This is a genomic window from Candidatus Thiodiazotropha sp. AKAK2 (assembly GCF_058244685.1).
Window position 1 is genome coordinate 45,787 of sequence record NZ_JBSYOP010000007.1, and the last position, 26,981, is coordinate 72,767.

The window sequence follows — 26,981 nt, forward strand, 5'->3', positions numbered from 1 at the left end:
CAGAATGTGAGTCCTAGCTCCGCTTCAGCGGAGTTAAGATTAAACACCATGCCGAATGTAAAGTTCCTGGCGAACAGGACATGCGCATATATGCCAACCCGCAAAGGGTTGACCGTATCCACACAGTCTACATCGGTCGCTGTTTGAAAGAATTACCGAGGCATCTTCGATATGGAATTCAACTCTACATATTTCGAACTCTGGATCTTCAAGGCAGGCATGGCAATCATAGCATTCAACTGCCTGATTTCGAGCGGTTTCACTAATTTCGAAAAGCGGATAACTTTCCATGCTCCCTCCTCTATACCGCAATACCTGTATTTATAGTCTTTTCGGCTCTTATACAGAAGTTTATACATGATTTCGCATTCATGAGCATTAAAAAACGTCAATCAAACTGACTAATTCGAACTTGGTCATTGGATATCTGACCGTTGTAGAGGGCAGGGATTCTGAATAACGATTAAAGGGAGCAAATCCCTTCTTCTACTTCGACGTGGTCTGGTTTGAAGGCAAGTGATCCGATTATGAAGTCGATTGAAAACGCCGTCTGGGTGTTGAAGCAGGCCAACCTCATCGAATTAATTACCAAAAATTGTGCAGCTGATCAGGGTCGCCAAGTCAACACATTTACGTGTGCTGATAAACCCTAGCTCAATGCCAGAAACGACACCGGAGGCATTGGTCGATGGAATAGGTAACCCTGAAACTGATGGCAACCCATCGCAACCAAGGTCTGCAGAGCCTCCGGCCGATCGATTCCTTCGGCAATTACCTGCATGTTGAAATGTTGCGCGATTGAGATAATCACTTCGACTATGGCCTGATCATCCGTACTGGAATCGATATTGGCGACAAAAGCGCGATCAATCTTGACTCGATTGATGGGCAATCTGCGCAGATAAGCAAGTGAAGAGTAACCGGTACCGAAATCATCGATGGATATCTGTAAACCCGCCTCTCTCAGTCGTTGCATTTTTTCGATCGCCTCCTCAACATTATCAAGTAAGGTTCGCTCTGTCAGTTCCAGTTCAATCTGTTCTGCGGAGACATTCCGTTCTCTGATCGTAGTTAGGACACGATTGACAAAATCGGGTTGATGAAACTGTTTTGCGCTGAGATTGACCCCGAGTTTCGCCCCGGCAGGCCAGGCACCTTGTGTATTCAGCAACTTGACCAGTCGACAGGCTTCAATCAAAACCCATTCGCTCAGCGGCACAATGAAACCGGATTTCTCGGCCATAGGTATGAAACTGTTGGGTAACAGCAGTCCTTTGTCCGGATGGTTCCAACGAATCAGGGTTTCAGCCCCGATTATCCGGCCTTGTTGATCAACCTGGGGTTGTAACCAGAGTTGAAATTCACCGGATTTGAGTGCCGAGCGCATATCGTAATCCAGACTCAGACGGTGGCTGGTCTCCTCATCCAACGAGGTATCATGCAGATGAATGGTGTTCCGGCCCAGCGATTTGGCACGGCGAAGTGCCGAACGGCCATGACTAAGCACCGCCTGAGGCCGATCGTCATCAGCCTTGAAAATGGCGATACCTGCACTGGCCGCAACACTGACCGTACGCTCATCGAGTTCACAGGGTTGCTCAATCTGCAGTAGAAGCCAGCGGGTTAATGCCACGACGCGTTCATTTGCGGCTGATTCTTCTGCGGACAAGTCGGTGATCAGAAGACCAAACTCATCCCCATCCAGGCGAGCGATTGCCGCCAGTTTCTCATCGGCAAAAACAAACCGCTTCGAGATGGCGCCCAACACGGCATCCCCAATCTGATAACCGAGAGACTCATTGATGTCACTGAAGTTATCCAAGCCTAAATAGATGAGTGCACAAAAACCCTGACCCGCTCCATGCCCTTTGCAAAGTTGATTCAGCTGTTTGAGCAAGTGTCTTCGATTTGGCAATCCGGTCAGATCATCATGAAAGGCAAGGTGCTCGATCCGCCTTTCAGCGACCCTCCTGCGCTCCATCTCATGGATGATCTGCTCGTGTTTGATGGCAGCTTCACAACCCTGACGCAAGCGCTCGAAAACCGGAGTCAGTGCACCCACCAGAATATCCGGCAGTGGGGTATTTCTACGGTCGAGTAGCAGCACACCGTTGTCAGCAAGTGGATAGGCATAGACAAACTGTCGTCCAAACTGAAACACAGTCACTTCCGCTGAAGTCAAAGCTCCGCGGAAGAAGTCTACAATCCACTCACCCACTTGCGGTGTTTCGAGAATTTCAGCCTGATGGTCAGCCGGCAAGGCAAAAAAGACACTCTTCTCAGGCCCAGGATAAGCATCGACAGGTAGCAATTCATCTTCGTCTATGCGCAGAAACAGATAAGCACGGCGCACGGAAAGACGACGCAAACAGACCTTCATCAGATGTCGTACCATCGGTACCAGTTGAGGATCAAGGCCGATATTCATCGCCAGCTCATGCTGAATGGAGATCAGATTCAGCGTATCGATCTGGCGTGAATCGCTCATCAGGCCAAGCCACCAATCACAGTCGTTTTATTCAACCACTGAATCCCCCCCTGGTGGGAGTTGGCTATCTCCCCGATGGAGAGAATGCCCAGTACCGAGACGTTGTTCGGCAGGCACTGACGTATGATTGCCAATTCATCACCGTAGTGTTCACCCAGTACCATGCGCCGGGAGATACAGTCGATCAAAAATACATTCAAGCCTGTCTCCTGGCCATAGCGAGAGGAGAAACGATCACGAAGATTGGCGACAGCACTGCCTGCGGCTTGCACCAGCTCATGAGGACTGGCGTGCAACAGATAGACCATGGCATTGGTTGGGACCGCCCCAGCAAAAACAATAGCGTTTCTCACACGATTGACCGGATCACGCACCAGAAACTCACTGTCTAATTGGGCCATGCCAAAAGGGTAGTGATTCGCCAGCGCCGCAAACTCCTCAACCGCCACCGTACGCCCTAGGTGTTGGGAGAGAATGTTCAGGTAAAACGGAAAGGCTGGTTGGTAGTTGATCTGCTGAATCTGGTTGTCCAAGGCGTCCGTGATGAGAAACGGCCCTTCTACTGGCTCCCAACCATGACTAACACTGGTCACCAGTTCCAGGGTGGTGAATAGCAATAGCGCCGCATTCAACAATAAACCATCGGCGGTGATCACATTCGGCTGGATAGAGAAATCCCTATAGCCGCAACCGGCACCTATGACCTGCACATCAGGCCCGATACAGTCGTGCAGCGTGGTGACAAAATTATCCACACCCCGGGAGAGACCATCAATGACGATCAACACCCCCGAGGGATTGGGGTTCATGTTCAGTATCTGCTGTATATCATGGTTGAGCTCATGCTCCGATCTGTTGATGTTGGGCACCACAGTGGCTGCTGAAGTGGATGTAAGGCCACACACCGCGATACCATCCTCATAAACTTGATCCTGAAGCAACACACCTGGAACAACCACGCCCACAGCGGGAATAGAAAGTTCACGCAACAGACTTGGGAGTTGTTTGAGATCGATCTCGTTGGCACTGCCTATCAGCAGTAAAAGCCCCTTCGCGCCTTGATCGATTGCTGCCTGCAAGCTGTCTCGAAGCGCTGAAACAGTACTGCTTTCTTCGAGCTGAACACTGGAAAAGACTCTGTTCATGAGTGTCTTTGGATTCGTGATTGGGAAGATACGGTCTATATAACCATGTAAGGCAATGATCGCCAAGTCTTTTAGTGACTGGCCATGGTGATCTACAGTCACCTGCTACGCTCAAAAGCGGTTGTTGATCACAGATCAATATGAAGCGGGGTTCCTGTCTGTTACCTCAACAGATAAACAATCACCTGGCTCGCATGAATTCAATCATGTGTTCTCATATCTTGCCTTGTACGGTGCTAGCATTCGCTTTGGACCAGTCACTGAGTTTTATATTACGGCTGTGTCCGGCTTAGTAATCCGCCATCATGACGGTGAATGCCAGAATCGGTCTATGTGTATCATTCATAAAGATTATTTGTATCTATTTTTTTTGTTTATAATACTAAATGATATATAACAATTGAATCTACTGATTGGAGTGAAGTTTTTTCGTATTGGAGATGGGTCTATGTTTAGACTGGGTCACGAAAAGATAAAATACATCATTGAGCAGTTGGATCGTGCTATAGAAAACCACCAAATATGGTTTCAAAACGTAAATCGCTCTCTTGCCTGTCGCGTACCTTGCAAACCGGAGGATCTTTTACCGGATGCGCATCGGAACTGTGATTTTGGCAAGTGGTATTATCGATTGGATGATGAAATTCTTCTGCGTCACGATGGCTTCAATGCCATTGAGAAAGAGCACCATCATATGCATAATCTTGCTACGGAGTTGTTGATAGAGTGTCAGGATGCCACTGTTTCAAAGATTGATAAGTACGATCAATTTTCCAAGTCCGTTGAGCGTCTTCGCATGCAGATAATGAGCTTACAACGTGAGTTGCAGGATTCCCTGTTTAATGTGGATTCCCTGACAAGCGCACGTACACGGTCAGGCATGCTGACAGAGTTACGAAGGCAACATGAGCTGGTTAAAAGGAGTGCGTTTACATGCAGTATCGCCATGATGGACTTTGATCACTTTAAGCAAATCAACGACAATCATGGTCATCAGGAAGGTGACATGGTGTTGAAGACTGTCATCAGATACATCTTAGACAGTATCCGTCCTTTCGATATGGTGTTTCGCTATGGTGGAGAAGAGTTTCTGCTTTGTTTGCCCGGTACAGACCTGAGTACAGCAAATTGTGCGGTCGAGAGATTGAGGAGCGGTATTGAAAATCTGATTATCTCAGGCATCACCAAAGCAGAAATGCGAATTACGGCATCATTTGGCATGACAGCTTTATCAAACGAAATATTTATCGAAGAGTCAATTCATCGTGCTGACCAGGCGCTGTATCATGCCAAAACAACCGGTAGAAATCGCTTGATAGCTTGGGAGAACATGAACGCTGATCTTATCGAATCATGAAGTGATGTGCTGACTACTTGCTCAAAAACCGCTGCCAATGGAAGTTCCTAGACCTCCACTCCAATACGCCTGTTATCTTGCTGATAAATAAATGAATTACGGATGACCTAAATAACATTTATCTTCGCCGTACAGCTCCACGGTTCCCGCTGAGGTGTTTGAACAGATACTGATGAAAGGCAGCAAACCTTTTCACCTTCACTTCTCCATATACGGGCCTTGATCAAATAACCCCAGATTATTGTACACACCTTAAGCCCAGCATTGGGAATAAACAAAATACCCATCTCTGAAGCACTTTCCTGTTGATGGAAACAGGGTAACAATAATCAACGATCCATTTAGATCCAGCGGTGAAATAGGGTGTAAATAAGAAAATAATCGTCAACTTATTGAGATTGACACGGCTTGTAGTGATGAATTTGCCAGGATTAAGCGAAGTACACGCTCAGTACGCACTGATACCGCTATCCGTTTTTCTGCTTGATAGAAATAATGGATGGGTATCGAGCTAAATCAGGTTTCTAGCTAATTCAAGTATCTCGGCTTCGTCAAGATGGAGGATGTGGTATCCGTCAAGCGGGGGCAGGAGATTGTGGCTCATTTGGTTGCTTGATTCTTAAAGCCGTAAAAACGTCCGGAGTTGAACTTTGGACGGTTTTTACATGGCATAACTTTGAAGATCAGAAAGGCATTGGAACAGGGTAGAATCGGACTGAAGTAAAGGGCCTTGAATTGACTGAGGTTGAATAACCGGTAATTCGTTTATATCTGTCCTGTTTCCGTCTGTTGAGTTGATAACTAGGGGGTGTTGCGTTTATTCTACTGAAACTTCAGTCTCATATTTATGATAATTTCAACATGCTGAACTTGCTCGCGGTAACAACATCTGCGCTAGTGATCCTGCTCGTATCTGCACATGATTCAGAGGCTTCCTCAAATAGTACGAATAACCCTGCTAACCGTCAATGCATGGATTGCCATGAAAAGGTCATTGATCAATGGCGTCATTCCCTGCATGCAAAAGCCCTTAGTCCAGGTGTGCTGGGGCAATTTGCCCTGTTCGATGGGGAGACAATTGCCGACTGCCTGAGTTGCCATTTCCCTAACACTGAAACCGGAGAGGCCTTGGGTAATTGGAGCGGTTCGGTTAGCTGTTTTTCCTGTCATGGTCATTTAACAAGTCCTCATCCATCTGAAGTCCCAGTCACCAGAAGTCCTGTCACTTATGAGTCTTGTGTCTACTGCCATCAGTTTGTTGACAATGGTATTCTGGTTAACGGCAAGCCCTTGGAAAACACAGTTGAAGAGTGGAGGCAGAGCCTCTACCCCAGGCAGGGCATCACCTGCATCAGCTGCCACCTGCAGGAGGGTAATCATTACATCCGTGGTATACATGATCCGGAAATGACACGGTCCGGCCTTATCGTTTCCGGGTTGCGTAACCAAAAGCAGATTGAGATCACCCTGCAAAACCAGGGCGCAGGCCACGCCTTGCCAACCTACATCACACCACGAATTCGTGTGCAGTGGAAAAATGCCAGGGGTCAGTCAATTCCGATCACTACCGTCCAGCGTAAGATGGATTGGAACGAAACTCGCGGATGGACTGAGATTCATGATTCCCGTCTGCAACCACACGAGCAGCGCACCATCCATTTCAACACAGACAACACTGCTGTTGGCTACATTGAAATTTGGGTGGATCCGGATGCAGACTACTACGAGCGGGTCTATCCTGCTATTCTCAAAGCTATGAATGAATCCGATGTTTCTCAGGAATCAAAGGATATGATCCGCTCGGCAATGCAGGTGGCAGGACAATCAAGTTACCTGCTTTACTCCCTTCGCTGTGGACCGGATGATGGCGCCTGCCAGTAAAACAGTGCTGCGCCGGCTCATCCTGCTTGTGCTCACGCTGTTACTCTTGGCCTGCCAGAAACACACCGCTCAGTCACCCGACCCGTCGAAACCGCAGCAGCCGCCTCGTCCAGCACTGTCACTTATCATCCATCCCTATGACAATCCCAGTAGATTGCTGGCAAAATTCTCCCCGCTGGCAAGCTACCTCGGTGAACAGCTGAATCTGCCGGTGGAACTGGTGATTGCGCGTTCCTACATCGATCAGATTCAGCGCATCTCAAGCGGGCAGGCTGATCTGGCTTACATGGGGCCAACCCCTTTTCTGCGGGCTCAGGACCACTATCTGAAACATTCGCAAAACAAGCTGATTCCGCTTGCCGCCGAGGTCAAGCAGGGCAGAGCCAGTTACCACAGCGTGATTGTCGTGCGTGAGGACGCCCCGATCGCTGAACTAGCCGATTTGAGCAACCGCACACTGGCATTTGGTGCTCCACACTCCTTCAGCAGTCATTACGTACCACGTGTGATGCTCGGCAACGCCGGCCTATCAATTGAAGATTTAAGGGACTACGCGTTCCTCGGACGACATGAACGCGTGGCGCTATCGGTATTGCATGGTGACTTTGATGCTGGTGGAATCAACGAAGATGTCGCACGGCAATACAACGAACGCAGCCCCGGTCTGCGAGTTCTCTCCACCTCCCCACCATTGCCACCACATCTGATCGTCGCCCGCCCTGGACTTGAGCAAAAGCATGTCATCGCGTTGCGCAGTGCACTGATATCCCCCACGGAAGACCCAGCTGGTTTTGCCCAAGCCATGCAGGCGCTGGGCGGGGCTACACGATTCACCAAACCCGAGATGTCGCGCTTTCAGCGCGCCCGTCGTGTGATTGCCACAGTGGAATCCACCCCCGCTGAACTACCACAATGGTAAAGCACAACTGGTCATTGACAGAGCGTCTGACCGCAGGTGTCGGGCTGGCCATGGTCATGCTGAGTCTGGTGCTCGCTGGTGGTGGGTATATTGCGCTCTCTAAGCTATTCGAGACCCACCTAACCGAGCGCGCCGTATCGCAGGCCCGGCAGCTGGCACTGTTCTCGGTGGATGCCATTCTGGTATATGACTATGCGACACTGGAGCGTTACACCACCGAGTTGGCCCGTGAACCCGGCATCGTCTCGGTTCTCATTCGACGCAACGATGGCGAACTACTGGCCGAGGCGGGTGTCTCGCCCGAACTCGACAATCCCTCGCTGATTCATGTCGAACAAGGCCTTTCGATCGGTAATTCTGAGATCGGCCGCGTCTTTTTATCTGTCGACCGAGCGGGCATGGTGGAGGCCCTTTTTCGCGTCGGGCTAAGCGGCCTCGGCCTGCTGTTGCTTGTATTGGCAATTCTGTTCCTTGCGCTGCGTAAGTTTATCAACAGCGAACTCATCCTGCCGGTGCAACAACTGGCCCAGTCCATCAACCCGCTGCATGCCGAGCAATGCCCTGAGCCCACCGGACTGCCGGAGGAGTTACAACGCCTGGCACAGACCTTCCAACGATTGTGCGGCGAGATCAAGGATCATCTCGCCAAACGCGACCAGGCTGAGCACATGGTGCGTAGCGTTACCGAACGCCTGAACCGTGACCAGCGCTTGGCCGTCGTCGGTCAGATGGCCGCCGGGCTGGCACACAACCTCAATACACCGCTGGGGTCGATTAAGGGTTATGCGCAATTGCTGGAAGAGAGTGGCGATGATAGCCAACAGCATCAGGCCCGGCTGATTATCGAACAAGCGGAATCCTGCGCAGCCAAGGTGACCAACCTGTTGACTGCCGTACGCCTGCCAGAGATCGAGCAGCAGGCCTTCGATCTCCATCAACAAGTAAATGGTGCGGTAGAATTGATTGCGCCGATACTCAAGGGATACGACGTGAAAATCAATCCCCCTGTCGAACCTGAAGGGGAACGTTGTATTGTGACTGGTGATCCCGGCGCCCTGGAACAAATACTGTTCAACCTGCTGGCCAATGCTGCGCAGGCCGGCGCAATCCATGTCAACCTATCGGTTATTCGCACCAGTGAATCCGGGCTCGTCCATCTGCGCGTCGAAGATGATGGGCCAGGAATTCCGAGCAACCTGCAATCGACACTGTTCGATCCCTTTGTCACCAGCAAGCCACCGGGAGAGGGCACCGGCCTAGGACTGTATATGAGCCGTCAGATTGCCATTCAGATGGGTGCCGAGTTGAGTATGGTTACACAAGACCTCAATAACGGTGCATGTTTTAATCTGATTCTGCCGGACCATTACGCAAGCCAAGGCGAAGAGACTACATGACCACACCCAGCCCTCACCACCTATATATCGCTGAAGACGATGCAGCAATGGCTGGTCTGTTAGCTGAACTGGCAAGAAAATGTGGTTTTGTGGTTGATCATTTCGCCGATGGTCACACCGCACTGTCTGCGCTGACCCGGGAACCACCAGATGCACTGCTTGCTGATATCCAGATGCCAGGCATGAATGGACTGGAGTTGATTGAAAAGAGCGCGGAAATATGTCCTGGGTTGCCGGTTGTCATCATTACCGGTTTCGCCACCGTGCCTGATGTGCAACGCGCATTTCGTGCCGGCGCCATGGATCTGATTACCAAACCTTTCGACAACGAAGATGTCCGCCTGGCGTTGAAGCGTATTGTGCGTCAGCTTGCCAGAGAGCGGCGCATGGAGTCCCTCAGTCAACGTCTTGCCATGCTCGAACATGGTAAGGCTACTCCTGTGGTCAACAGCCGCGCCATGCAGGATGTGATGTCGCTGATCGACAAGATCGCTGATCTGGATACACCGGTACTTCTCAGCGGCGAAACCGGTACCGGCAAAGGTGTCTTGGCACAGGCCATCCATAGCACCAGCGCCAGAAGAAACGGCCCCTGGTTCAGTGTCAACTGCGGCGCACTGGCGGAATCAGTGATCGAAAGCGAACTGTTCGGCCATGAACGAGGCGCCTTCACCGGTGCCGATTCGCGTAAGCGCGGCATACTCGAATTGGCCCACACCGGCACTCTGTTCCTTGACGAAATCAACAGTGCCAGTGCCGCGGTACAGACTCGTCTGTTGGAGTTCGTACAGGAGCGCAGCTTGAGGCGTGTGGGCGGCAGCCAGTCGATTCAGGTTGATGTGCGCTTGGTCATTGCCAGCAATCAGGAGCTGGGTGACTTGGTCAAGCAGGGACGTTTCCGTGAAGATCTTTGGTATCGGCTCAATGTATTTCCACTGCAACTGCCTCCATTGCGGGAGCGGCGTGACGACATCATCCCGCTCGCCGAGCGATTTGTACTGACAACCGCACGTCAACTTGGCTGCGCAGCGCCAAGCTTCAGCGATGAATGCGAAGCACTGTTGCAACGCTATAGCTGGCCGGGCAACGTACGACAACTGGAAAATGTCATGCATCGTGCCGTGGTGCTCGCCGATGACAGTCTGATCGAAAAACAGCATTTACCACCGGAATGCCTGGAGGGTACAAACCCGGCATCCGCCCCAAGCCATAACTGGGATGCCGATGCCAGCCTACAACAGGTGGAGGCTCGCTGGATACAGCACATGATTGAACGTTGCAACGGCAACAAAAGCGAGGCTGCGCGGCGGCTTGGGATCGATGTTTCGACCCTGCACCGCAAGTTACGTAGCTGAACAGAGTCCGGTGGTCAGAAGCACCATGGCAAAATGCCCCACCGTTGCAATTCGCCACGACCTGACCTCGCCACAACCACCCTAAGTCATTGATACTTCACGTTGGCACTCTGCTTGCACTGTGGATTTCCAGTGCATGCAAGTTGCACATAACAAATCACTACACCAATGTTGGAGGATCATTATGAAGCCAATTCAATGGCTGACCTGCGCGGGCCTCGCCCTGTCACTGCTTGCCTTGCCGGTACAAGCGTTGCAAGTACCCGGCCCGTTGGTCGATGTCGACTGGCTGGTCAAGCACAAGAGCGAAGTGGTCATACTCGATGTGCGCAAAGACAAAAAGAGTTTTACCGCCAAGGCCAAAAAGAAAGCAAGTATCGCCGGCATGCAAGGCTGCGGCGCCAAGAAAGGCGCTGGCATTAAGGTCTCCGGCCATATACCGGGCGCGGCACTGGTACCCTGGAAAGAAGTGCGTGCCAAACGCACCGTGGATGGGATACCGCTAATCAAACTGGTGCCGACTCAATCAGAAATGGAGTCACTGATGCAAAAGCACGGCGTTAACAAAAACTCCGCTGTAGTCATCACCATGAAAGGTGCACAGTCCAAGGATGTCACCTTCGCCACTCGTCTGTACTGGCAGATGAAATATTGGGGGCATGAGAATGTCGCGGTACTGGATGGTGGCACAGCAGCCTGGGATGCTGCCGGTCATGCGTTGAGTCGGGATAAATCTAAGCCCTCAATGGGTAACTGGACTGCCGGCTCGCCCAACACTTCAATTATGGCCACTACTGCAGAAGTCGAACACGCTATTGGTAATGGTACTCAAATCATGGATGGCCGTACCGAGGACTTCTTTCTCGGCACTACCTACAAGAAGAAGTACGTCTATGCCCCGGGCCACATTCCTAGCTCAAAGGTTTTTCCACATGAACTGTTGGTGAACGGTGAAAAAGCCGCGACTTTCCTGCCGGCGAAGAAAATCGCTGCATTGATGAAAGCCAAGGGCATGGATGCCAATGCCCAGACCATCACTTACTGTGATTCCGGTCATCTCAGTACCGGCCACTGGTTCATCATGCACGAACTGTTGGGTAACAAGAACGTCAAGCAATATGACGGCTCGATGCATGAGTGGACCAAGCTGAAGAAGAACGTCGACACGATTTAATCCAATCAAAGCTACGGGCCACCTTGTGTGGCCCACAGGTTTGCGTACAAGCCCAGATAACCCGCGAAACAAGAGGCATTCATGCAGTTACTAAAAACACTCTGGCAAAAACAGTGGCCGTTCTGGCTCGGTGGCCTGTTCGTCGGCCTGGCCGAGATTATCTTCTACTACCACTACGACATGTTCATCGTAGTCACAACCGGTCTGGCGCAGATGTTTGCGGTTGCTGAGGTCAATCTGTTTGGCGTCGACTGGTTGGCTCGTGTCTACGAACCAGGTATCTATTGGTTCATCGTGTTTGCGATTGTCGGCGCACGCATGGCAGGTATCGCAGAGAAGGACCACCGCGACTGGGTGCATTACGATGGAGGGATGTTGGCGTTGGCGTTTATCGGCGGATTCCTCTTCTCGTTTGGCACTCGCATCGCTGGCGGCTGCACCACCCACCATTTTCTCGGTGGAATCCCATCCATGAGCATAGCCTCCTGGGTTGTCCTGCTGAGCGGAATTCCATTTGCTTTCCTTGCCTTCAAGCTTGTCACCGGATTGGGTAAGGGGGGCTATCTCAGGCACCAGGAAACCTGGTGTGTATCCTGCGAGCAGGATGGCGCAGAGCATAATCACAATCCGGGTTACAAACCGGGCTATAAACCCTGGAAAAATCCTCTCCATCTTGGTCTGACCTGTCTCTTGCTGGGATTCCTTCTGGTTCCGCTCTATTACGGCCTGACAAGTGATATCGCAGGCTCCATATCCCAGATCGGTTGGGGTGAGTTGGCCTGGCTGGCTGCGCCTGGCCTGTTGCTGGGATTCGGCATTGCGAAGACCGGTTTTGGCACTGAGTGTTCAGCCATGGCGCCCGAATCCGCCTTCACCAGCCACGATTTTTATCGCAAGAATGGAGTGCCTGATTGTACCTATCGCATGTTCCGCGGCATGTTACCGTTACAGGGTTTGATGGTATCCATCGTCACCCTGAACCTGTTTATTGTTTACTCCTGGATCTGGGGCGAGGGCACGATACCCAACGCCTCTGGCGATGAAGGCCTGTACTGGGGGCATATCCTGGGTGGCCCGTTGCTCGCAATGGGTGCGGTGCTGATGATCGGCTGTGAGGTACGAACCTATGCCCGCTTGGGACTGGGTTACTCGACCGCGCTGGCAGCTCTGCCGGGCTTCTACCTGGGCTACCTGCCTTACACCCTGTATCAAGAAACCATCGACGAGGTGGTATTCGGCGAAGGCCTGACGGAGTACATCACCTTCGCGGAGTGGGCATCCGATACATTTGGCGCCTCAGAGCAGACCTGGGCCTTCGTATACTCGGGATTGATGATCGCCATTCTGCTATGGACCTTTGCAGCCGCACGGCGCTTCTTGCGCCTCAGAGCCCGCGAATTACTGGTTCGCAATACCGATCAACTGGTCTATGCGCCCGGCGGTTCCTGATATTCACTTTCCTTGGTATATGGCGCTAACATAGTTGCCCTTAGCCCCGTGGTTATCACGGGGCTTTTTTTGTATACCAGTACGCCGAGGAGTTCACCGGAGCGAAAAGCGAGATTCTGAATCTACACGTGAGACGACCCCGGACAGAATAAAAACATGACATACTAAAAAAGCCGTTAACAGGCCTACGGGTATCCCAAACGCCATTCTTCTTTGCCTTACGGCACCACGGTTTTCGGAGTAGTGTTTTAACTGATACTGACGGAAGACGGCAAACCATCTCACCACCACTTCTGCACATGCAGCGGTTGATCAGATCACTCAAAATTAACGGCACTCACCTTAAATCCGACATTGAGGCGTTGTCTGAATTACGACACATCGTGCTACTCAAGCTGTTGTAACTCATCGGAATCACGTGCTATCTAAATAAAAAAATAAAATAAAAACAATAGATTAAGTTGATGGTGTGGTTCTTGCTTTATGTCGTCTATGAGATTACTTGAGGTGCAGTCATTTGAATGATTTTAGATTCGAATCTTTTTCGACCGATTATGGTTTTGACGGTTTATCGCTCGATAATAACCAATCTCTCGGCCCTTATATCCCTGATACTCAAGAGTGCTTAAGTTGCGGCGTCTGCGTTGGCAGTTGCCCAACATATCGCATCAGGCCAGAAGAAAACTATGGCCCTCGTGGCCGAATCCGCTTGTTGGAGAAAGCAGTACGAAAAGGCGAGGCACTTGATATGAATGAGCAGGCCGCTTTGGCTTCCTGTACGCTGTGTCAAGCCTGTGAAACCTTATGCCCGTCAAAAATGGCTTTTGCTGAGCTCTACCGGCAGGCGCTTGAGGGTGATCATTTCAAGCCTAGCAAGAGCTTGCTGGTTTCATGGATACTTGCATTGGCCATGGGAGGCGAGACAACCCGGCGACGATTGAATCATTCGATCCGCATCTATCAACGCAGTGGATTACCACGACTCTTTGCGCTGTTGGCGAAGCTACCGTTTCTGAAAAGCATTCAGCCATTATTGGTGTTACTCCCGACGCCTCACGACCCACAGCCGATTGTCGGTTTTGCACAAACTCGGGTGGATCCGCCCTTGAGGGAAGTAATCCTGTTCACCGGTTGTATAGCCAGTCTATTCGATACACGCACTCACAATGCGACCACTACATTACTGTCCCGGATTGGCTGTGACGTGACTGTGGTTGAAAATCAGACTTGTTGTGGTGCTGCCTATGCCCATAATGGAGAGATGAGTCAGGCAAAAGTCTGTTTGGAACAGAATCTGACCGCCTTTACCAACTCCAGTACTGTCATCTACAACTCAAGCGGTTGTGGTGCCTTTCTGAATGATTATCCCGCACTCATGGGGTGTTGGGAAAAAATTCCGGATGAAATACCATCATTCCTCGATGTTCTGGACTATTTAGATCAGAGTGATCTTTTCCATGAACTACAATTCAATCCACTGCAGACGCAGGTTGTCGTGCATGAACCTTGCAGTCAACGCAACGCCCTAAAAAACCAAACTCTGGCTTATCGATTATTGGCAAAGATCCCCGGTCTTAAGATCACATCCCTTACCGACAATCAGATCTGTTGCGGTGCCGGGGGCACAAAGATGGTTACTCAGCCTGAACTGGCCAATCCCATGAGAGATGAGAAGGTCGCCGCTCTGACATTGGGTGGCGCGGATATACTGGTTACAACCAACCTCACTTGCGCACTGCACCTTGCGAGCGGGGCTCGCGATGCCGGTTTTAAAGGCCAGGTGATGCACCCGGTACAACTCCTTGCACAGCAGTTAATCGACTGATCATCAACAGGGTTCTGTGACTGGATTGTTTTTGGGTTCACACAATCACTATAATGTTCAGCAGGGGGTGCGATAAAACATTAAAGCAAGACATCCATTCCTAAATCCTAAACGTCGAAGCGTTTGAACCTGCCTTGACTGAACAAGCGCTATCATAATCGGGTGGCGTGGTTAAGGACCGGATGGTGTTGCTCTGGTTACCAAGAATGGTGCTGTATGACAAGATGCATAAAAACGGTCTGGTTAACCAACGATACCGGTTATCATGCTAGGTAACGCTTTTTTCGGGTTCCCGCCAGGGATTGTGCTGCAGATGGGTGGAATTCCGCCAATCTGTTTGAAAACCTGTATTTTTCTGATATTTATTTTATCAATTAAATCAGTGACTTACGAAATTATGATGTTTGTATCATGAACTGGCGTGACATTTGCGGCTATCCTTTCTTCATTGCTCGAGTTTATCGAGTCAATTTCTCAATCTATAGAAAATAAATAGGTGGATCAATGAAAAGAAGAGTCTTTTTAACCAGTAGTGTAGCCTTACTGACAGCTGCTTTATCAATACCGATGTCAGCGCAGGCGGCCAAAGAGCGCGTCGTCTTCAGTGGCGGCCCGGCAGGCGGTACCTTCCAGGTTGTGGCCAACGCTATCCAGGTCTACAAGCCTATCAAGAGTTCGAAGGATTTTCGTGTTCGCGCTCAGTCATCTGCCGGTTCAGTGGAAAACCTGCGTAAGGTGAATTCCGGCAAAGCGCAGATGGGAACGGTCTATTCCGGTCATGTCTATCTGGGGCGTAACGGCCAGATGAAGAACGATACCAAGAAGTACGAAAATGTCATGGCGGTAGCCTGGTTGTATGGTGCACCTGCACAGTTGGTTGTTCGCAAGGGCTCCGGTATCAAGAGTACCAAGGACCTGGCTGGAAAGAAGGTCGGTGTCGGTAATGCAGGTTCTGGTGCTTTCGCCAACTGTGAGCTGTTCTTCACCCATATGGGTGTTTGGGATAAGGTTGAGCGTAACGCAATGGGTTACAACGATGCCGCATCGGCATTCGGTAACAACCAGCTGGATGCGTTCTGGCTGTTTACCGCATTCCCAAGTGGTGCTGTGATCATGGCGGCGCAGACCAATGACATTGAGTTGATCGACCTGGGTAAGGATGCCAAGGAGAGTGGTTTCTTTGACCAGTACCCCTATTTCTCCCAACTCTCAGTGCCTGCCGGTACTTATCGTGGCGTTGATTACGACTCCCCATCATTCCAGGACTCTGCACTGTGGGTGGCGAACAAAGATGTTTCAGAAGATACGGTTTATAAGATGCTTTCGGCCATCTATACCGATGAAGGTCTGGCGCACATGAAGCAGCAGAAAAAAACCTTCAAAAACATGAGTCTGGAGACAGGTACTCAGGGTGTGGTGACTCCTTGGCATCCGGGTGCGATCAAGTTCTGGAAAGAAAAAGGCATGATGTAAGCCATACTCGACCTAGCCAAAGGGCGGGAATTACTCCCGCCCTTTTTTAACAGGGGCAGGTTTCAAAACAAAATAATCACAAAGAATGAGGGTGGGGCATGCTGTTTAGTAAACTGAACAAGTTTGAGCAATGGGCATTCGATGCCATGGCCATCGGTCTGGTGCTGTTTTATTCCTATTCCGCAGTGCTGGAGCCAGCAGCCACACAGTTTCATCGTGGTGTTTACGTCATTATCACCTATATCCTGGTTTTTCTGCTTTACCGCTCCAATTGGGGCGGTATCTATGGGCGCATTTGGGACTACTTACTGATGGTGGTAGCCATAGTTACACTAGGCTATTGGATACTGAATTTTGAGGCCATCAACTATCGTGCTGGTGCAGAGAACGAACTGGATACATGGATTGCAGTAGCGGGTGTGCTGGTTGGTATCGAAGTTGCCCGTCGTGTAGTAGGCACGGTGTTTGTAGTAATAGGTACCATTATGTTGCTGTTCGGGGTCTATGGAGATTCCGAATGGATACCGGAAGTGATTCAGCATGCGGGAGACACCTTTCCACTGCTCTGTGTCAGCATTTTCTACAAGAGCGATGGTGTCTTCGGCATCATGGCCAACGTGCTGGCGACCTATATCATCCTGTTTGTGATTTTTGGCGCATTCCTGGAGAAAAGTGGTGCGCAGAGATTTTTTATTGACTTCCCGCTGGCAGCGGTAGGTCACAAGATTGGTGGCCCTGGCAAGGTATCGGTGATTGCATCCGGTTTGTTCGGGTCGATTTCGGGTAGTGCCATTGCCAATACAGTTTCCACCGGTGCATTTACCATTCCGATGATGAAAAAAGCAGGGTTTCGCCCACATGTGGCAGGTGGCATAGAACCGGCTGCATCCCTGGGTGGAATGTTCATGCCACCGATTATGGGTGCGGGCGGGTTCATCATGGCGGAACTGACCGGTTTGCCCTATTCGCAGATCATGCTGGTGGCGATATTCCCTGCGCTGATGTATTTCTTTAGCGTTTTTATGATGGTGCATTACGAGGCTAAAAAAGAAAACATTGTCGGTGAGCGCAGTAAGGAAAAAGCAATGGATATCCTGAAAAAGGAGTGGTTCTATGTGCTACCGCTGGTCATGATTACCATTTTCATGCTGGCAGGCTATTCACCGGGCTACTCGGCAATTCTCGGCATTGTTACCTGTATTGTTGTCAGCTGGTTTCGCAAGAAAACCCGTATCGATCTCAAAGGATTCGTGCATGCCTCCCGAGCCGGCGCAGAGTCCAGCCTAAAAATTGGTGCAACGGTTGGCGTGATCGGCATCATCATTGGTGTACTGACCTATAGCGGCCTGATATTGACCTTTGCAGATATCGTTATCGAACTCGCAGACGGAAAGCTGTGGCTCACGATACTGTTTATTGCCCTGGCTTCATTGATTCTCGGTATGGGTGTGCCTGTCACCGCTGCTTATCTGATCACTGCGGTGGTCGCGGTGCCGGCGTTAACTGAACTGGGAATTAACCCACTTGCTGCCCATATGATTGTTTACTGGCTGTCGCAGGACTCAAATATCACACCTCCGGTCTGCATTGCAGCCTTTGCCGGTGCGACAATCGCCAAGGCGAATATGTGGGCAACTGCATGGATCGCATTCAAGTTCGCCAAGTTCCTTTATCTGGCGCCGTTTATTTTCGGATACGTGCCTGCGTTCTCCCTGGATGGAAGTGCAACAGATATCGCGGTGACCTTTGTACTGGTGTTTTTTGGTACCTGGGCGTATAGCTGGTTTCTAAGCGGAATCTGGCTCAAGCGTAGTAAGCCGGCCACCATCTGAGGATGAAATCATGTCGAAATCAAACCTTTTAAAACAGATCGAATATAAAAAAATCCTCTATGTGACCGACTTGTCCGAGTCTGGACGGCAGGGATTTCTGCATGCGGCAACCATTGCCCGTTACAATGATTCCGGACTGACTGTTTTTCACGTGGTGGATGACCGCGACCTGCAAAGTTTAGCGAGTTATATGGGCGATGACCTGTGGAAGGAACTGGTGAGCAGAAGCCTGGATGAAGCCAGAAAGATACTGGTCACACGGAAAAGAGACGATGTTGCCATCAAGAATGTTGAGCAGTTTTGCGAGGAGTGCATCTCTAATCAACCTGAACAGCCTGTGTTGAGCTATGAAGTGAAGGTCGAAGTAGGTGGGGCACTGGAAAAAATCCTTGAGGAGGCCCATACAGGGGCATACGATTTACTGGTGGTTAGCAAACATGGGAACCGAGTATCGGTGAAGGATGCCGTGATTGGCGATACCACTCGGCGCATAGTTCGCCGATGTAGGATACCTGTTCTAGTTGTGCCACTTGGTGAGTAATGTGGCTGTAGGCAGACAGAGTGGAGTAGGCTTTATTAAATATCAGTTTTCAACATGAGCAGAAATTTGAAAAAATATTTTATGGTGAGTTGGCCTACTCCAAGATCATAGAATAGACGGAATTTCTAATTAACTCTGTAGATTTGAACTAAGGCCTCGAGCTCTTGCTCAGTCCAATCGTGAGCAGTCTGCGTATCAACATGAAGGATAGTGTGGTCGGGATTGGATATCACGGCGTGCACAGATATCAATGGCGAAAAGCTCCGCCAATAGTTTCATGCGATCAACGATCCGCTACCGTTGATGTTCATAGCTTTTGCCAGAAAGCGTATCGAAACCAAAGAGAAAAGCACGCCGGATGCAGCGGGAGACACATAGGTAGTAGGGGGACTTCCAACAGAACCAGGATTTACCTTATTACCAGCTTTAAAAAGTGCAGACTCGAAACCTTTGCTGATGCTCCTAGCCGCCCGGTTCAATCTATCCGTCAATAAACCCGGGTCAGCAGCCACAACACATCTTGTATCAATACTTACAATTCGGAATATGGGAAGATAATTCCCAATTTAAAGTGCACATTACCGAAAAGCTGATGCTTAGGTCACTGTTTGTACTGTTATTTTTGTGACAGAAGAATTATATTACTATGATGAAACAATTAGGCTTCTTGTACTACAATATCACGTTGTACAGGCAGTTACAGATCATATTTCGGCTATCTAAGGTGTATGGGGTTTATTGGCGATTGGATATTTCATTCTAATGGCTTAAGCCTTGAGAGATAGATACAGCTACACGGATTTGTGCTGACCCTTATCTCAATACTAAACAAGCAATCATAATAGAGCCCTATGCTATACAACCCTCCGCCGATATCCTCAACCAACAAGTCTGATGATGAAGAGGTCAACAAATCCCCATCAAATTACTCAGTTGAAGTAATTAAAACCTATAACGACTTTAAGCAACTGGAATGTATTTGGAATGAGCTGCTTTCAGATTCCCCTACAGATACATACTTCATGCGTTGGGAATGGATATCCAACTGGTGGGATATCTACGCTCAATCATCCGACGAGTTAAATATCATTGTAGTCAGGGATAACGACACTATCGTATGTATAGCTCCTTTTTTCACCCGTAAAAAATATTTATTCAAGTTTTACCCCTTCAAAGTACTCATGTTCCTCGGCACACAGGATACCAGTCAGGGTGATGTCTGTTCTGTCTACTCAGACTTAATCTATCGAACAGACAATTTGGATAAGGATAAACTGTTTGGCTTGGTTTTAGAGCAAGTAGTTAACCGCATTGATTGTGACAAGTTCTATTTTTCACGAGTCGACGTCAACTCGGCCAGCATCGAATATTTACTAAATACTTTCAATGACAGAGGATTAGAAAGATATACTAAACAAGTACTATTCAGCCCTTACATCAATCTTCCCGATAACTGGGATGCTTATATGCAGAGCATTTCCGCGTCAATGCGCTATAAAATCAGGCGCGAGCAACGCAAGTTTGAAAGAAATTTCAAAAACATCAGTTTCAGAAAAACAGCAGATCATAACGGGTTGAGTTCTGATTACGCGACACTGGTCAATCTACACCAGTCCTGGTGGGGCTCAAGGGGTGTCGTAGGCTCATTTTCAGACAGAAATTTTCATGATTTTCACAAGATTATGACCCGCACGATGCTCGATAATGATCACCTGGATCTAAGCTTTATCGAGAATGACGGTGAGAGTCTGGCGGCTATCTATTTAATCAAATACGAAGGTAAGATCTACTACTATCAATCCGGAATTTCGGAAGCGAACCGGAACGTTGCCCTCGGATATATCATGCATGCCTACTGCATCGAAGATGCCATCGATTCCGAGTTTACAGAGTACGACTTTTTACCGGACAGCGATTTCAACAGCTACAAAACTAAATATACGAAAATCTATAAAGACGTTGAGGTTGTCTATTTTTACAACAATCGTCTACTTGCAATACACGAGAAGTCTTTCAGGATCTTGCGCAAATTATACAAACGCCTATTCAGATCGAAGCAAAATCAGACTGAAGACCAATCTGTCTGAGCCTCCCAAATAAACAACTAAAATAAGAAAACAAATAAGACACCTAAAGGATGGGTGTCCCGTGGTATACCAGCCCGTTTGTTGAGTAGTGAGGTCGGATAAAAGGCTGTTTGAGCGGCACCGTCGTTGGCAGCAAATTGCACGGCACTGATGGTTTGTCTGCAGTAAAGTATATCGCTGAATCTCCACCCAGCTTTGTATCGTTAAATTGGAAGCTCCTACCCCCAAGCCATCTCCTGTCTCCAGAATTTAATATCATACTGATACTTGAGCCGTCACTCGCATAGGCAGCCAGATGGGTGTTACTTTCATCGCACCTACATACGCACTGATTGTGCGAATCCCCCAAAGTTCTGTAGCAACTGTAGGCATGGGAGAGGCATCTGCAGACCACGAGGCACATCCCGGATGACCGCGATGAGCAACCAGGATGGTCAGACCACTCGAAATTACAGTGGAAACGCCCTGATCGGCACCGGCATTAAACTCAACAGGTTGTCCCTGGGGAAGACTGATTTGGTGGCTTCAACCGTTAATGTCGATGTGAGCTGTTGCGTTTTCTTCCATCGAATTCAACTAGTAAACATGTCCATATCGTATATGAGGGTCTGCAAACCTAGTCGCGGCCATCGAGCTATGGACAGATGTATCGGTAGCATGGATGTTACTGGCAAGTTCAAATGGACCAGTCCCGTTGACTACCATGCCCTGTTGTAATACTTGGCATGCATTTAACAAAAATGATCCAGTTCGATATCGATTAAGATTGAGTGTTAACAGGCCCTAAGCCGAGTGAACCTGAACAGGCGGTTATTTCCGACCTGTCTTGTCGCCATCTGTTGCATTTATTCTACTTCTGAAACTTCAACACTCGTCATTTTGGCCATTCTTTTTTTCGGTCGCTAGCTATGCAACCTGGTATGCTTAACGGGATCTGGTGGAATAGAAAGGATAGAGATAATAAAACACCGGACCCATAGGGCCCGGCGTTTGTCGTATGAAAAGTGCGACGATTACTTACCGAAGCGGACAACAGGAGTCTGGTCAGCGGTCTTCTGCTTGTATACATCCCCATAGAAGGCGTCATTGTAATCTTCGATGCTGTAAAATGCGTCGAAGCCGGTAGGAGCCTTGGGTTGAAGGGTTTCGCTTGTGCTGGCAGAGACCAGACCGGTTGTTGCAAGAAGTAGAGTAGCAATCAGCAGTTTATTCATCCTGTTTTACCTATATAGCTTAAATATGAGCAGACTATAGCAAATAATAATATACTAATAAACATATTATATATGATGGGCGTTTAATTCTGATAGGGGCTTCACAATTTTGAGGGCTGATGCCTGGGATTTGAAACGGTATAACTCCCTAGAGTCTGTTAACAGGCCCTAAGTCTTACGTTCAGAACCTAAGATGTGTGGAAGCATTCAGACTCTTTTGTTGCCCTCTCCAGTTATCGATATGGAATTTGGTGAATGGCAGCCCGGTCAATTCGAAGAATCGGGGCCAACCGATACGCTCCACCCAATCATTGATCCGCTCCCAGTCTTTGGCATGGGTCTGATAAGCCTTGAGAATCCGTTTGACAATGGCTGTAGCCTCCGGCCAGCGTGGTGGATTGTTGGGGATACCGGCCGCCACCAGTTTTTGGAATGTGGGCCGAGTCCGGGCATTCGAGTGATTGCCGCCAACCCATACCGCCAGCTTTGAGTGTTCCGGATCGTTGATCTGCATCGGCGGGCAGGGTGGATAGCAGGCGCCGCAACAGACACATTTCCTCTCATCGACCTCCAGGGAGGGTTTGCCATTGACCATCGCAGGTCGTATCGCCGCTACCGGGCAGCGCGCCACCACTGATGGCCGCTCACAAACGTTTGCCACCTGAGTATGGTCGATTTTTGGGGGTTTGGTGTGTTGAATATTGATCGCGATATCACCCTGACCGCCGCAGTTGATTTGGCAGCAGGAGGTGGTGATATGTACCCGGTTGGGCATGTTCCATTGGCGAAATTCATCCACCAATTGGTCCATCATCGATTTGACCACACCTGAGGCATCCGTGGCGGGTATATCGCAGTGCAGCCAACCCTGGGTATGGGAAATGGCGGCGACAGAATTTCGCGTACCACCAACCACAAATCCGTTCGACTCCAAGGCTTCGACCAATGCGGCCACACGATCACCGTCGGAGAGCATAAACTCGATATTGCTGCGTATTGTGAAACGTACGTAACCATCCGCGAACTGATCACCGATTTCACACAGTTTACGCAATGTAAAGAGATCCAGAATACGTTGGGTACCCGCTCTCACGGTCCAGATATCATCGCCACTGTCAGCCACATGACGAAGGACCCCCGGTCTGGGATCTTCGTGGTATCGCCAATGACCGAAATTTTCGCGCATCACGGGATGCATATACTGAATACCGTCGGGACAGCCGCTTTCAATCGGGACTCTTCGCTCTGCATTCGCCATCAGGTCTCTCCTCAAGCAACATCCGCTGACGGGTCGTCATGGGGATGGTGTTCAAACCACTTCTGGGCCTCTTCCTCCCACTGATCGGTGCGCACATAGGAGTTCTCCCGTGGGTGCACGATCATATTGGGATCCACATCAATATTCAGTGCTTCGATGAAGTTCACCAGACCGATACGTTCGATCATCTCTCCGATGCGCTCATGCTCGAGGGCATTTTCAGCAAAGAAGTCGATGGTCTCCTCTGCCAGCGCCACCAGTTTTTCATAATCCGCCTCATTCTCCAGCTTCATGAACGGAATCATCATGGTGCCGAAACGATCCCCGATCTTCAGGGTTCGTTTACCACCGATCAGCAGGCTGACACCTCTATCCTTACCGGGGGAGAGCGCCTTGGGCATCACATTGAGACAGTGCATACAGCGAACACAGTCGGCATTCTCCACCTCCAGCCTATCCTCATCGGTCAGTGAGAGTGCGTGGGTGGGGCAGCGGCTGATGACGTGGTCGATGATGTATTGTCGACCTTTATCAGAGAGATACTGTTTCACTTCGGTCTGATCCACCTGCATATCGTCTCGCCAGGTACCGATTACTGCAAAATCGGCACGCTCGATGGCATTCATACAGTCGTTTGGGCAGCCGGAAACCTTGAACTTGAATTTATACGGTAGCGCCGGCCGGTGCATCTCGTCGAGGAAGTTGTTGACCAGGCGACGATGGATCTCATGTTCGTTGGTACAGGATTGCTCACAACGACCGGATCCCACACAGGACTGAGCAGTACGCACACAGGGTCCGGCGCCGCCTAAGTCAAAACCGTATTCATTGATCTCATTGAAGAAGTGTTGGGTGTTTTTTGTGTTCGCTCCGATGAACATGATGTTGCCCGTCTGACCGTGAAAGGTGACCAGGCCGGAGCCCCACTTCTCCCAGCTGTTTGCCAGCTGCCGCAGGATATCTGTGGTGTAGTAGTTTCCCGCAGGGGGTTGCACGCGCAGTGTATGAAACTCCTTCGATTGTGGAAACAGATCGCCAACGCTTGAGAAGCGGGGAATGATCCCGCCCCCGTAACCAAAAACACTGACCGTACCCCCTTTCCAGTACCCCTTTCGGGTCTCATAGGAGTGCTCCAATTGACCCAGCAGGTCATTGGTTGTTTCTCTAATACGGCGATCGGGATGAGTGTCACGCAGTCTTTTGATGCCTGTGACAAAGCTAGGCCATTCGCCACTTTCCAGCTGATCGAGCATAGGTGTCGGGTGAGACTTCATCAAAATGCCTCCTGTTCCTGGCTGCTCAACCCATCAATCCCGGCTGATGCTGTGCCATATGAACCGAACATGATTGTCGTCTGTATCCCCCAATAATAGTTGATAAAAATGGTAGGTTAATATCACCTTTGGAATAGACAGACTCAATCTCTGTAGCGAAAAACAGGCTGTGAACTCCCATCCGGTCTATTTGGTTCTTTTATTTATCCATGTCAACGTCAATGACATTCCGGACAAAATAGCGCCAACCGCTATGAGTGATGTGATCGAAAACGTGGAGAGGCCGGAGAGTCCCTGTCCAATATTACAGCCACCGGCAAATACCGCCCCAACACCCATCAGGATGCCGCCCAACAGATAGCTGCCTACCATTGAACCTGCAGGGGGTACCCAATGAAATCTGCCGGATATGAGTGCGCTGACGAAAGCGCCTAAGATCATTCCCGGTAGTAGATAAAAGGCGAAATGGTTGCCTGTAACCTCACCTGTCGATAAATAAACCGCACCACGAGAAAGGGGGCCAGCGACCGCGATGGAGGTGGGAGGCAATTCAAAAAAATCATCCTGGCCCAGTACGCCGGTTATCCACCAACTGATAACGACACATAGGCCGATACCGCTACCATAAAAGATATAGGACCAGTTGTTTTGTTCTCTTAAGTGAATGTAAAGAAAGATTATGCCTGTCACTACTACCATAACTGGCAGCAGATAGTGAGGTTGGCCTATCAATTTGGAGAGTGAGGCATCACCTGGTTCAAGATCAATGGCTGATGAGGCAACCCACGCCCTGGCTGGGTCCAATATACCAATCAATGTGGCCATACCGGAGAGTGCGAATGCCAATAGGGTGACAATTGCACCGATATTGCCTTCTGCAGACCGAACCAAAGTTCTTGACGCACATCCACCGGACAACATAGCACCGATACCGAATATGAGTCCGCCAAACAGTGCGCCAGCCCAGTTAAAGGTCGGACGTCTGTAGGGAGATGTGCCAATATCGACCAAACCGATCAATTCGAGAATAAGCGTTCCGGATAGTGCAATAATGATAGCGGCAATGTAGCCATCCAAATGCCGGTAGTCCCCCATCAATTTAGAGTTACTGATCGCAGAGACTGCACAAAATCCTGATCTTTGTGCCAAAAGACCGAAGAATGTGCCTATGACCAACCCTCCGCCGATTAGCCATGCTTTGGATAATTCATCCATAATATTTTATTTAATCGTCGTAGTTATCCTGTTTGACTTGCCCAAGTTGTCTGCCCAGGTGATAGTTATCACTTCTCCTGCCTCTCCTGAAAGCAGTCTGAATGATAGATAGGGATTTCTCGATACTCCCCAACCCCAATGACATGAAAGTACGACAACTCCTCTATGTTCACATGTCACCTCTCTGATAAAAAAACGTGGAATTTTCACTCCGGTTACTTTGTCTCTACGATTGCCTGTTTCCATAGGGTGTCTGAGGAGCATGCGTACTTGTACATAACCCGTTTTTTTTCTCGCCAGAAGCTTATGCTTTTGTGTGGACATAACAATAACCTCAAATCCAATTGTGGGAGACTCAGGCACATCCTCCTGCGGTTACTTTGATCTTTTTGCTCGCGCTGAAATAGCCGTTGTCAGTCTCGACTACTGCTATGACGGACCCGGATCCCCCCATCTTGATTCTTGTACTGATTGTTGGAGCAATATTCGATGTCATTTGATATCTGGCAATGACTGGATTGGGGTTTTTGTCAGATAAAACAGTGATTGTCTTTGTTGCTTCAAGTTCACTAGTAATTGTGACCGGAACGGTACTTCCATCCTCAACGATTTTATCCACTTTGAGTTTCACTCGATCACTGGTTTGTAACTTGTGTAAGGGTTGCCCGGTAATCTCTTTAATTGCACGATCAATCGTGTCTGTATGGAAGATATAATTTGGCCAGCTCGCACTGATTTTGGATGAGTAGAATCCGAAACCAGATAGGGCAAAGGTGTATAAACTTAGCATGATCCCTGACTTTAAGAGTTCTCTTCGCTTCATGATATTCACCCTGACATGGTCCATAGATGATCATCTGTCTGTATTCACTGATTGTGAAATTGTATTGGTTCAGGCCTGTGTGTTTACGCTGTCGTATAAACCAGGATAGTATTTCTCAACTTAGATCCATGTTGTTTTAGTTTTTTTCGGTAGTGTCAAAAGTCTTTCGCACTTTTCATTGGCGGTGTCTCGTTGATCAAGCAGTCAATTGATTTTCCAGTTGCTGTTTTTCCAGTGGCACCATATTCAGATACCTGCGCAGTCCCCACTTGGT

The 26,981-nt window shown here is 49.4% G+C and carries 20 protein-coding genes; 12 read left to right on the plus strand and 8 right to left on the minus strand.

The genetic code is table 11. The features are described 5' to 3' along the window. Positions 1-649: 649 nt before the first annotated feature. Positions 650-2,488: a putative bifunctional diguanylate cyclase/phosphodiesterase gene (locus AC4IE8_RS02040; protein WP_490790193.1), complete on the minus strand. Its 1,839-nt coding sequence runs from the start codon at positions 2,486-2,488 to the stop codon at positions 650-652. Further along, a complete protein-coding gene (locus AC4IE8_RS02045; RefSeq protein WP_068991943.1) occupies positions 2,488-3,633 on the minus strand; it encodes an FIST C-terminal domain-containing protein in 1,146 nt (381 codons plus the stop codon). The genes AC4IE8_RS02040 and AC4IE8_RS02045 overlap by 1 nt, the downstream gene beginning before the upstream one ends. Positions 3,634-4,081: 448 nt before the next feature. Here AC4IE8_RS02045 and AC4IE8_RS02050 point away from each other — a divergent pair, with 448 nt between their 5' ends. The 12 genes from AC4IE8_RS02050 to AC4IE8_RS02105 all read left to right on the plus strand — a co-directional run bounded on the left by AC4IE8_RS02050 (position 4,082) and on the right by AC4IE8_RS02105 (position 20,923). Then, complete coding sequence (locus AC4IE8_RS02050; protein ID WP_068991940.1) at positions 4,082-4,990, plus strand: diguanylate cyclase; 909 nt, start codon at positions 4,082-4,084, stop codon at positions 4,988-4,990. 972 nt (positions 4,991-5,962) lie between these two features. Continuing rightward, on the plus strand, positions 5,963-6,871 hold the full coding sequence (locus AC4IE8_RS02055; protein ID WP_071891845.1) for a multiheme c-type cytochrome: 909 nt from the start codon (positions 5,963-5,965) through the stop codon (positions 6,869-6,871). Continuing rightward, positions 6,855-7,790 carry a phosphate/phosphite/phosphonate ABC transporter substrate-binding protein gene (gene phnD, locus AC4IE8_RS02060; protein ID WP_490790194.1) on the plus strand — a complete coding sequence of 312 codons (936 nt, stop codon included), beginning with the start codon at positions 6,855-6,857 and terminating at the stop codon, positions 7,788-7,790. Before AC4IE8_RS02055 ends, phnD begins: the two co-directional genes overlap by 17 nt. Then, positions 7,784-9,187, plus strand: a complete 1,404-nt coding sequence (locus tag AC4IE8_RS02065; protein WP_490790195.1) for a sensor histidine kinase — start codon at positions 7,784-7,786, stop codon at positions 9,185-9,187. The genes phnD and AC4IE8_RS02065 overlap by 7 nt, the downstream gene beginning before the upstream one ends. After that, positions 9,184-10,542: a sigma-54-dependent transcriptional regulator gene (locus AC4IE8_RS02070; protein ID WP_068991926.1), complete on the plus strand. Its 1,359-nt coding sequence runs from the start codon at positions 9,184-9,186 to the stop codon at positions 10,540-10,542. The genes AC4IE8_RS02065 and AC4IE8_RS02070 overlap by 4 nt, the downstream gene beginning before the upstream one ends. A 184-nt stretch (positions 10,543-10,726) precedes the next feature. After that, entirely contained in the window at positions 10,727-11,716 is a 990-nt protein-coding gene (locus AC4IE8_RS02075) for a sulfurtransferase (RefSeq protein WP_068991923.1), read from the plus strand. Between the two features lie 81 nt (positions 11,717-11,797). Then, complete coding sequence (locus AC4IE8_RS02080) at positions 11,798-13,165, plus strand: YeeE/YedE thiosulfate transporter family protein (protein WP_490790196.1); 1,368 nt, start codon at positions 11,798-11,800, stop codon at positions 13,163-13,165. A gap of 517 nt (positions 13,166-13,682) precedes the next feature. Next, on the plus strand, positions 13,683-14,990 hold the full coding sequence (locus AC4IE8_RS02085) for a (Fe-S)-binding protein (protein WP_071891842.1): 1,308 nt from the start codon (positions 13,683-13,685) through the stop codon (positions 14,988-14,990). Positions 14,991-15,494: 504 nt separating this feature from the next. Further along, a complete protein-coding gene (locus tag AC4IE8_RS02090) occupies positions 15,495-16,463 on the plus strand; it encodes a TAXI family TRAP transporter solute-binding subunit (protein ID WP_068991912.1) in 969 nt (322 codons plus the stop codon). 98 nt (positions 16,464-16,561) lie between these two features. Further along, on the plus strand, positions 16,562-18,295 hold the full coding sequence (locus AC4IE8_RS02095; RefSeq protein WP_490790197.1) for a TRAP transporter permease: 1,734 nt from the start codon (positions 16,562-16,564) through the stop codon (positions 18,293-18,295). Positions 18,296-18,305: 10 nt separating this feature from the next. Then, positions 18,306-18,836, plus strand: coding sequence for a universal stress protein (locus AC4IE8_RS02100; protein WP_068991910.1), 531 nt, complete (start codon positions 18,306-18,308; stop codon positions 18,834-18,836). Between the two features lie 851 nt (positions 18,837-19,687). Then, complete coding sequence (locus AC4IE8_RS02105) at positions 19,688-20,923, plus strand: GNAT family N-acetyltransferase (RefSeq protein WP_068991907.1); 1,236 nt, start codon at positions 19,688-19,690, stop codon at positions 20,921-20,923. A gap of 1,013 nt (positions 20,924-21,936) precedes the next feature. Here AC4IE8_RS02105 and AC4IE8_RS02110 read toward each other — a convergent pair. The 6 genes from AC4IE8_RS02110 to soxY all read right to left on the minus strand — a co-directional run bounded on the left by AC4IE8_RS02110 (position 21,937) and on the right by soxY (position 26,707). Beyond that, entirely contained in the window at positions 21,937-22,137 is a 201-nt protein-coding gene (locus tag AC4IE8_RS02110) for a hypothetical protein (protein WP_068991901.1), read from the minus strand. A 181-nt stretch (positions 22,138-22,318) separates the two neighbouring features. After that, positions 22,319-23,395, minus strand: a complete 1,077-nt coding sequence (gene dsrB / locus AC4IE8_RS02115; protein ID WP_490790198.1) for a dissimilatory-type sulfite reductase subunit beta — start codon at positions 23,393-23,395, stop codon at positions 22,319-22,321. A gap of 11 nt (positions 23,396-23,406) precedes the next feature. Then, the gene (gene dsrA / locus AC4IE8_RS02120; RefSeq protein ID WP_490790199.1) at positions 23,407-24,669 is read right to left on the minus strand and encodes a dissimilatory-type sulfite reductase subunit alpha; all 1,263 of its coding nucleotides are present in this window, start codon (positions 24,667-24,669) and stop codon (positions 23,407-23,409) included. 186 nt (positions 24,670-24,855) lie between these two features. Further along, complete coding sequence (locus AC4IE8_RS02125; protein WP_490790200.1) at positions 24,856-25,884, minus strand: YeeE/YedE family protein; 1,029 nt, start codon at positions 25,882-25,884, stop codon at positions 24,856-24,858. A 6-nt stretch (positions 25,885-25,890) separates the two neighbouring features. Further along, positions 25,891-26,208, minus strand: coding sequence for a thiosulfate oxidation carrier complex protein SoxZ (gene soxZ / locus AC4IE8_RS02130; RefSeq protein WP_071891840.1), 318 nt, complete (start codon positions 26,206-26,208; stop codon positions 25,891-25,893). Between the two features lie 31 nt (positions 26,209-26,239). After that, positions 26,240-26,707 carry a thiosulfate oxidation carrier protein SoxY gene (gene soxY, locus AC4IE8_RS02135; protein WP_490790201.1) on the minus strand — a complete coding sequence of 156 codons (468 nt, stop codon included), beginning with the start codon at positions 26,705-26,707 and terminating at the stop codon, positions 26,240-26,242. Between the last annotated feature and the right edge of the window lie 274 nt (positions 26,708-26,981).

Bases quoted from the DNA above. Each gene is read 5' to 3' on its own strand.
- AC4IE8_RS02040 (WP_490790193.1), bottom strand. From the start codon at position 2,488: ATGAGCGATTCACGCCAGATCGATACGCTGAATCTGATCTCCATTCAG.
- AC4IE8_RS02045 (WP_068991943.1), bottom strand. From the start codon at position 3,633: ATGAACAGAGTCTTTTCCAGTGTTCAGCTCGAAGAAAGCAGTACTGTT.
- AC4IE8_RS02050 (WP_068991940.1), top strand. From the start codon at position 4,082: ATGTTTAGACTGGGTCACGAAAAGATAAAATACATCATTGAGCAGTTG.
- AC4IE8_RS02055 (WP_071891845.1), top strand. From the start codon at position 5,963: ATGGATTGCCATGAAAAGGTCATTGATCAATGGCGTCATTCCCTGCAT.
- phnD (WP_490790194.1), top strand. From the start codon at position 6,855: ATGGCGCCTGCCAGTAAAACAGTGCTGCGCCGGCTCATCCTGCTTGTG.
- AC4IE8_RS02065 (WP_490790195.1), top strand. From the start codon at position 7,784: ATGGTAAAGCACAACTGGTCATTGACAGAGCGTCTGACCGCAGGTGTC.
- AC4IE8_RS02070 (WP_068991926.1), top strand. From the start codon at position 9,184: ATGACCACACCCAGCCCTCACCACCTATATATCGCTGAAGACGATGCA.
- AC4IE8_RS02075 (WP_068991923.1), top strand. From the start codon at position 10,727: ATGAAGCCAATTCAATGGCTGACCTGCGCGGGCCTCGCCCTGTCACTG.
- AC4IE8_RS02080 (WP_490790196.1), top strand. From the start codon at position 11,798: ATGCAGTTACTAAAAACACTCTGGCAAAAACAGTGGCCGTTCTGGCTC.
- AC4IE8_RS02090 (WP_068991912.1), top strand. From the start codon at position 15,495: ATGAAAAGAAGAGTCTTTTTAACCAGTAGTGTAGCCTTACTGACAGCT.
- AC4IE8_RS02095 (WP_490790197.1), top strand. From the start codon at position 16,562: ATGCTGTTTAGTAAACTGAACAAGTTTGAGCAATGGGCATTCGATGCC.
- AC4IE8_RS02100 (WP_068991910.1), top strand. From the start codon at position 18,306: ATGTCGAAATCAAACCTTTTAAAACAGATCGAATATAAAAAAATCCTC.
- AC4IE8_RS02105 (WP_068991907.1), top strand. From the start codon at position 19,688: ATGCTATACAACCCTCCGCCGATATCCTCAACCAACAAGTCTGATGAT.
- AC4IE8_RS02110 (WP_068991901.1), bottom strand. From the start codon at position 22,137: ATGAATAAACTGCTGATTGCTACTCTACTTCTTGCAACAACCGGTCTG.
- dsrB (WP_490790198.1), bottom strand. From the start codon at position 23,395: ATGGCGAATGCAGAGCGAAGAGTCCCGATTGAAAGCGGCTGTCCCGAC.
- dsrA (WP_490790199.1), bottom strand. From the start codon at position 24,669: ATGAAGTCTCACCCGACACCTATGCTCGATCAGCTGGAAAGTGGCGAA.
- AC4IE8_RS02125 (WP_490790200.1), bottom strand. From the start codon at position 25,884: ATGGATGAATTATCCAAAGCATGGCTAATCGGCGGAGGGTTGGTCATA.
- soxZ (WP_071891840.1), bottom strand. From the start codon at position 26,208: ATGTCCACACAAAAGCATAAGCTTCTGGCGAGAAAAAAAACGGGTTAT.
- soxY (WP_490790201.1), bottom strand. From the start codon at position 26,707: ATGAAGCGAAGAGAACTCTTAAAGTCAGGGATCATGCTAAGTTTATAC.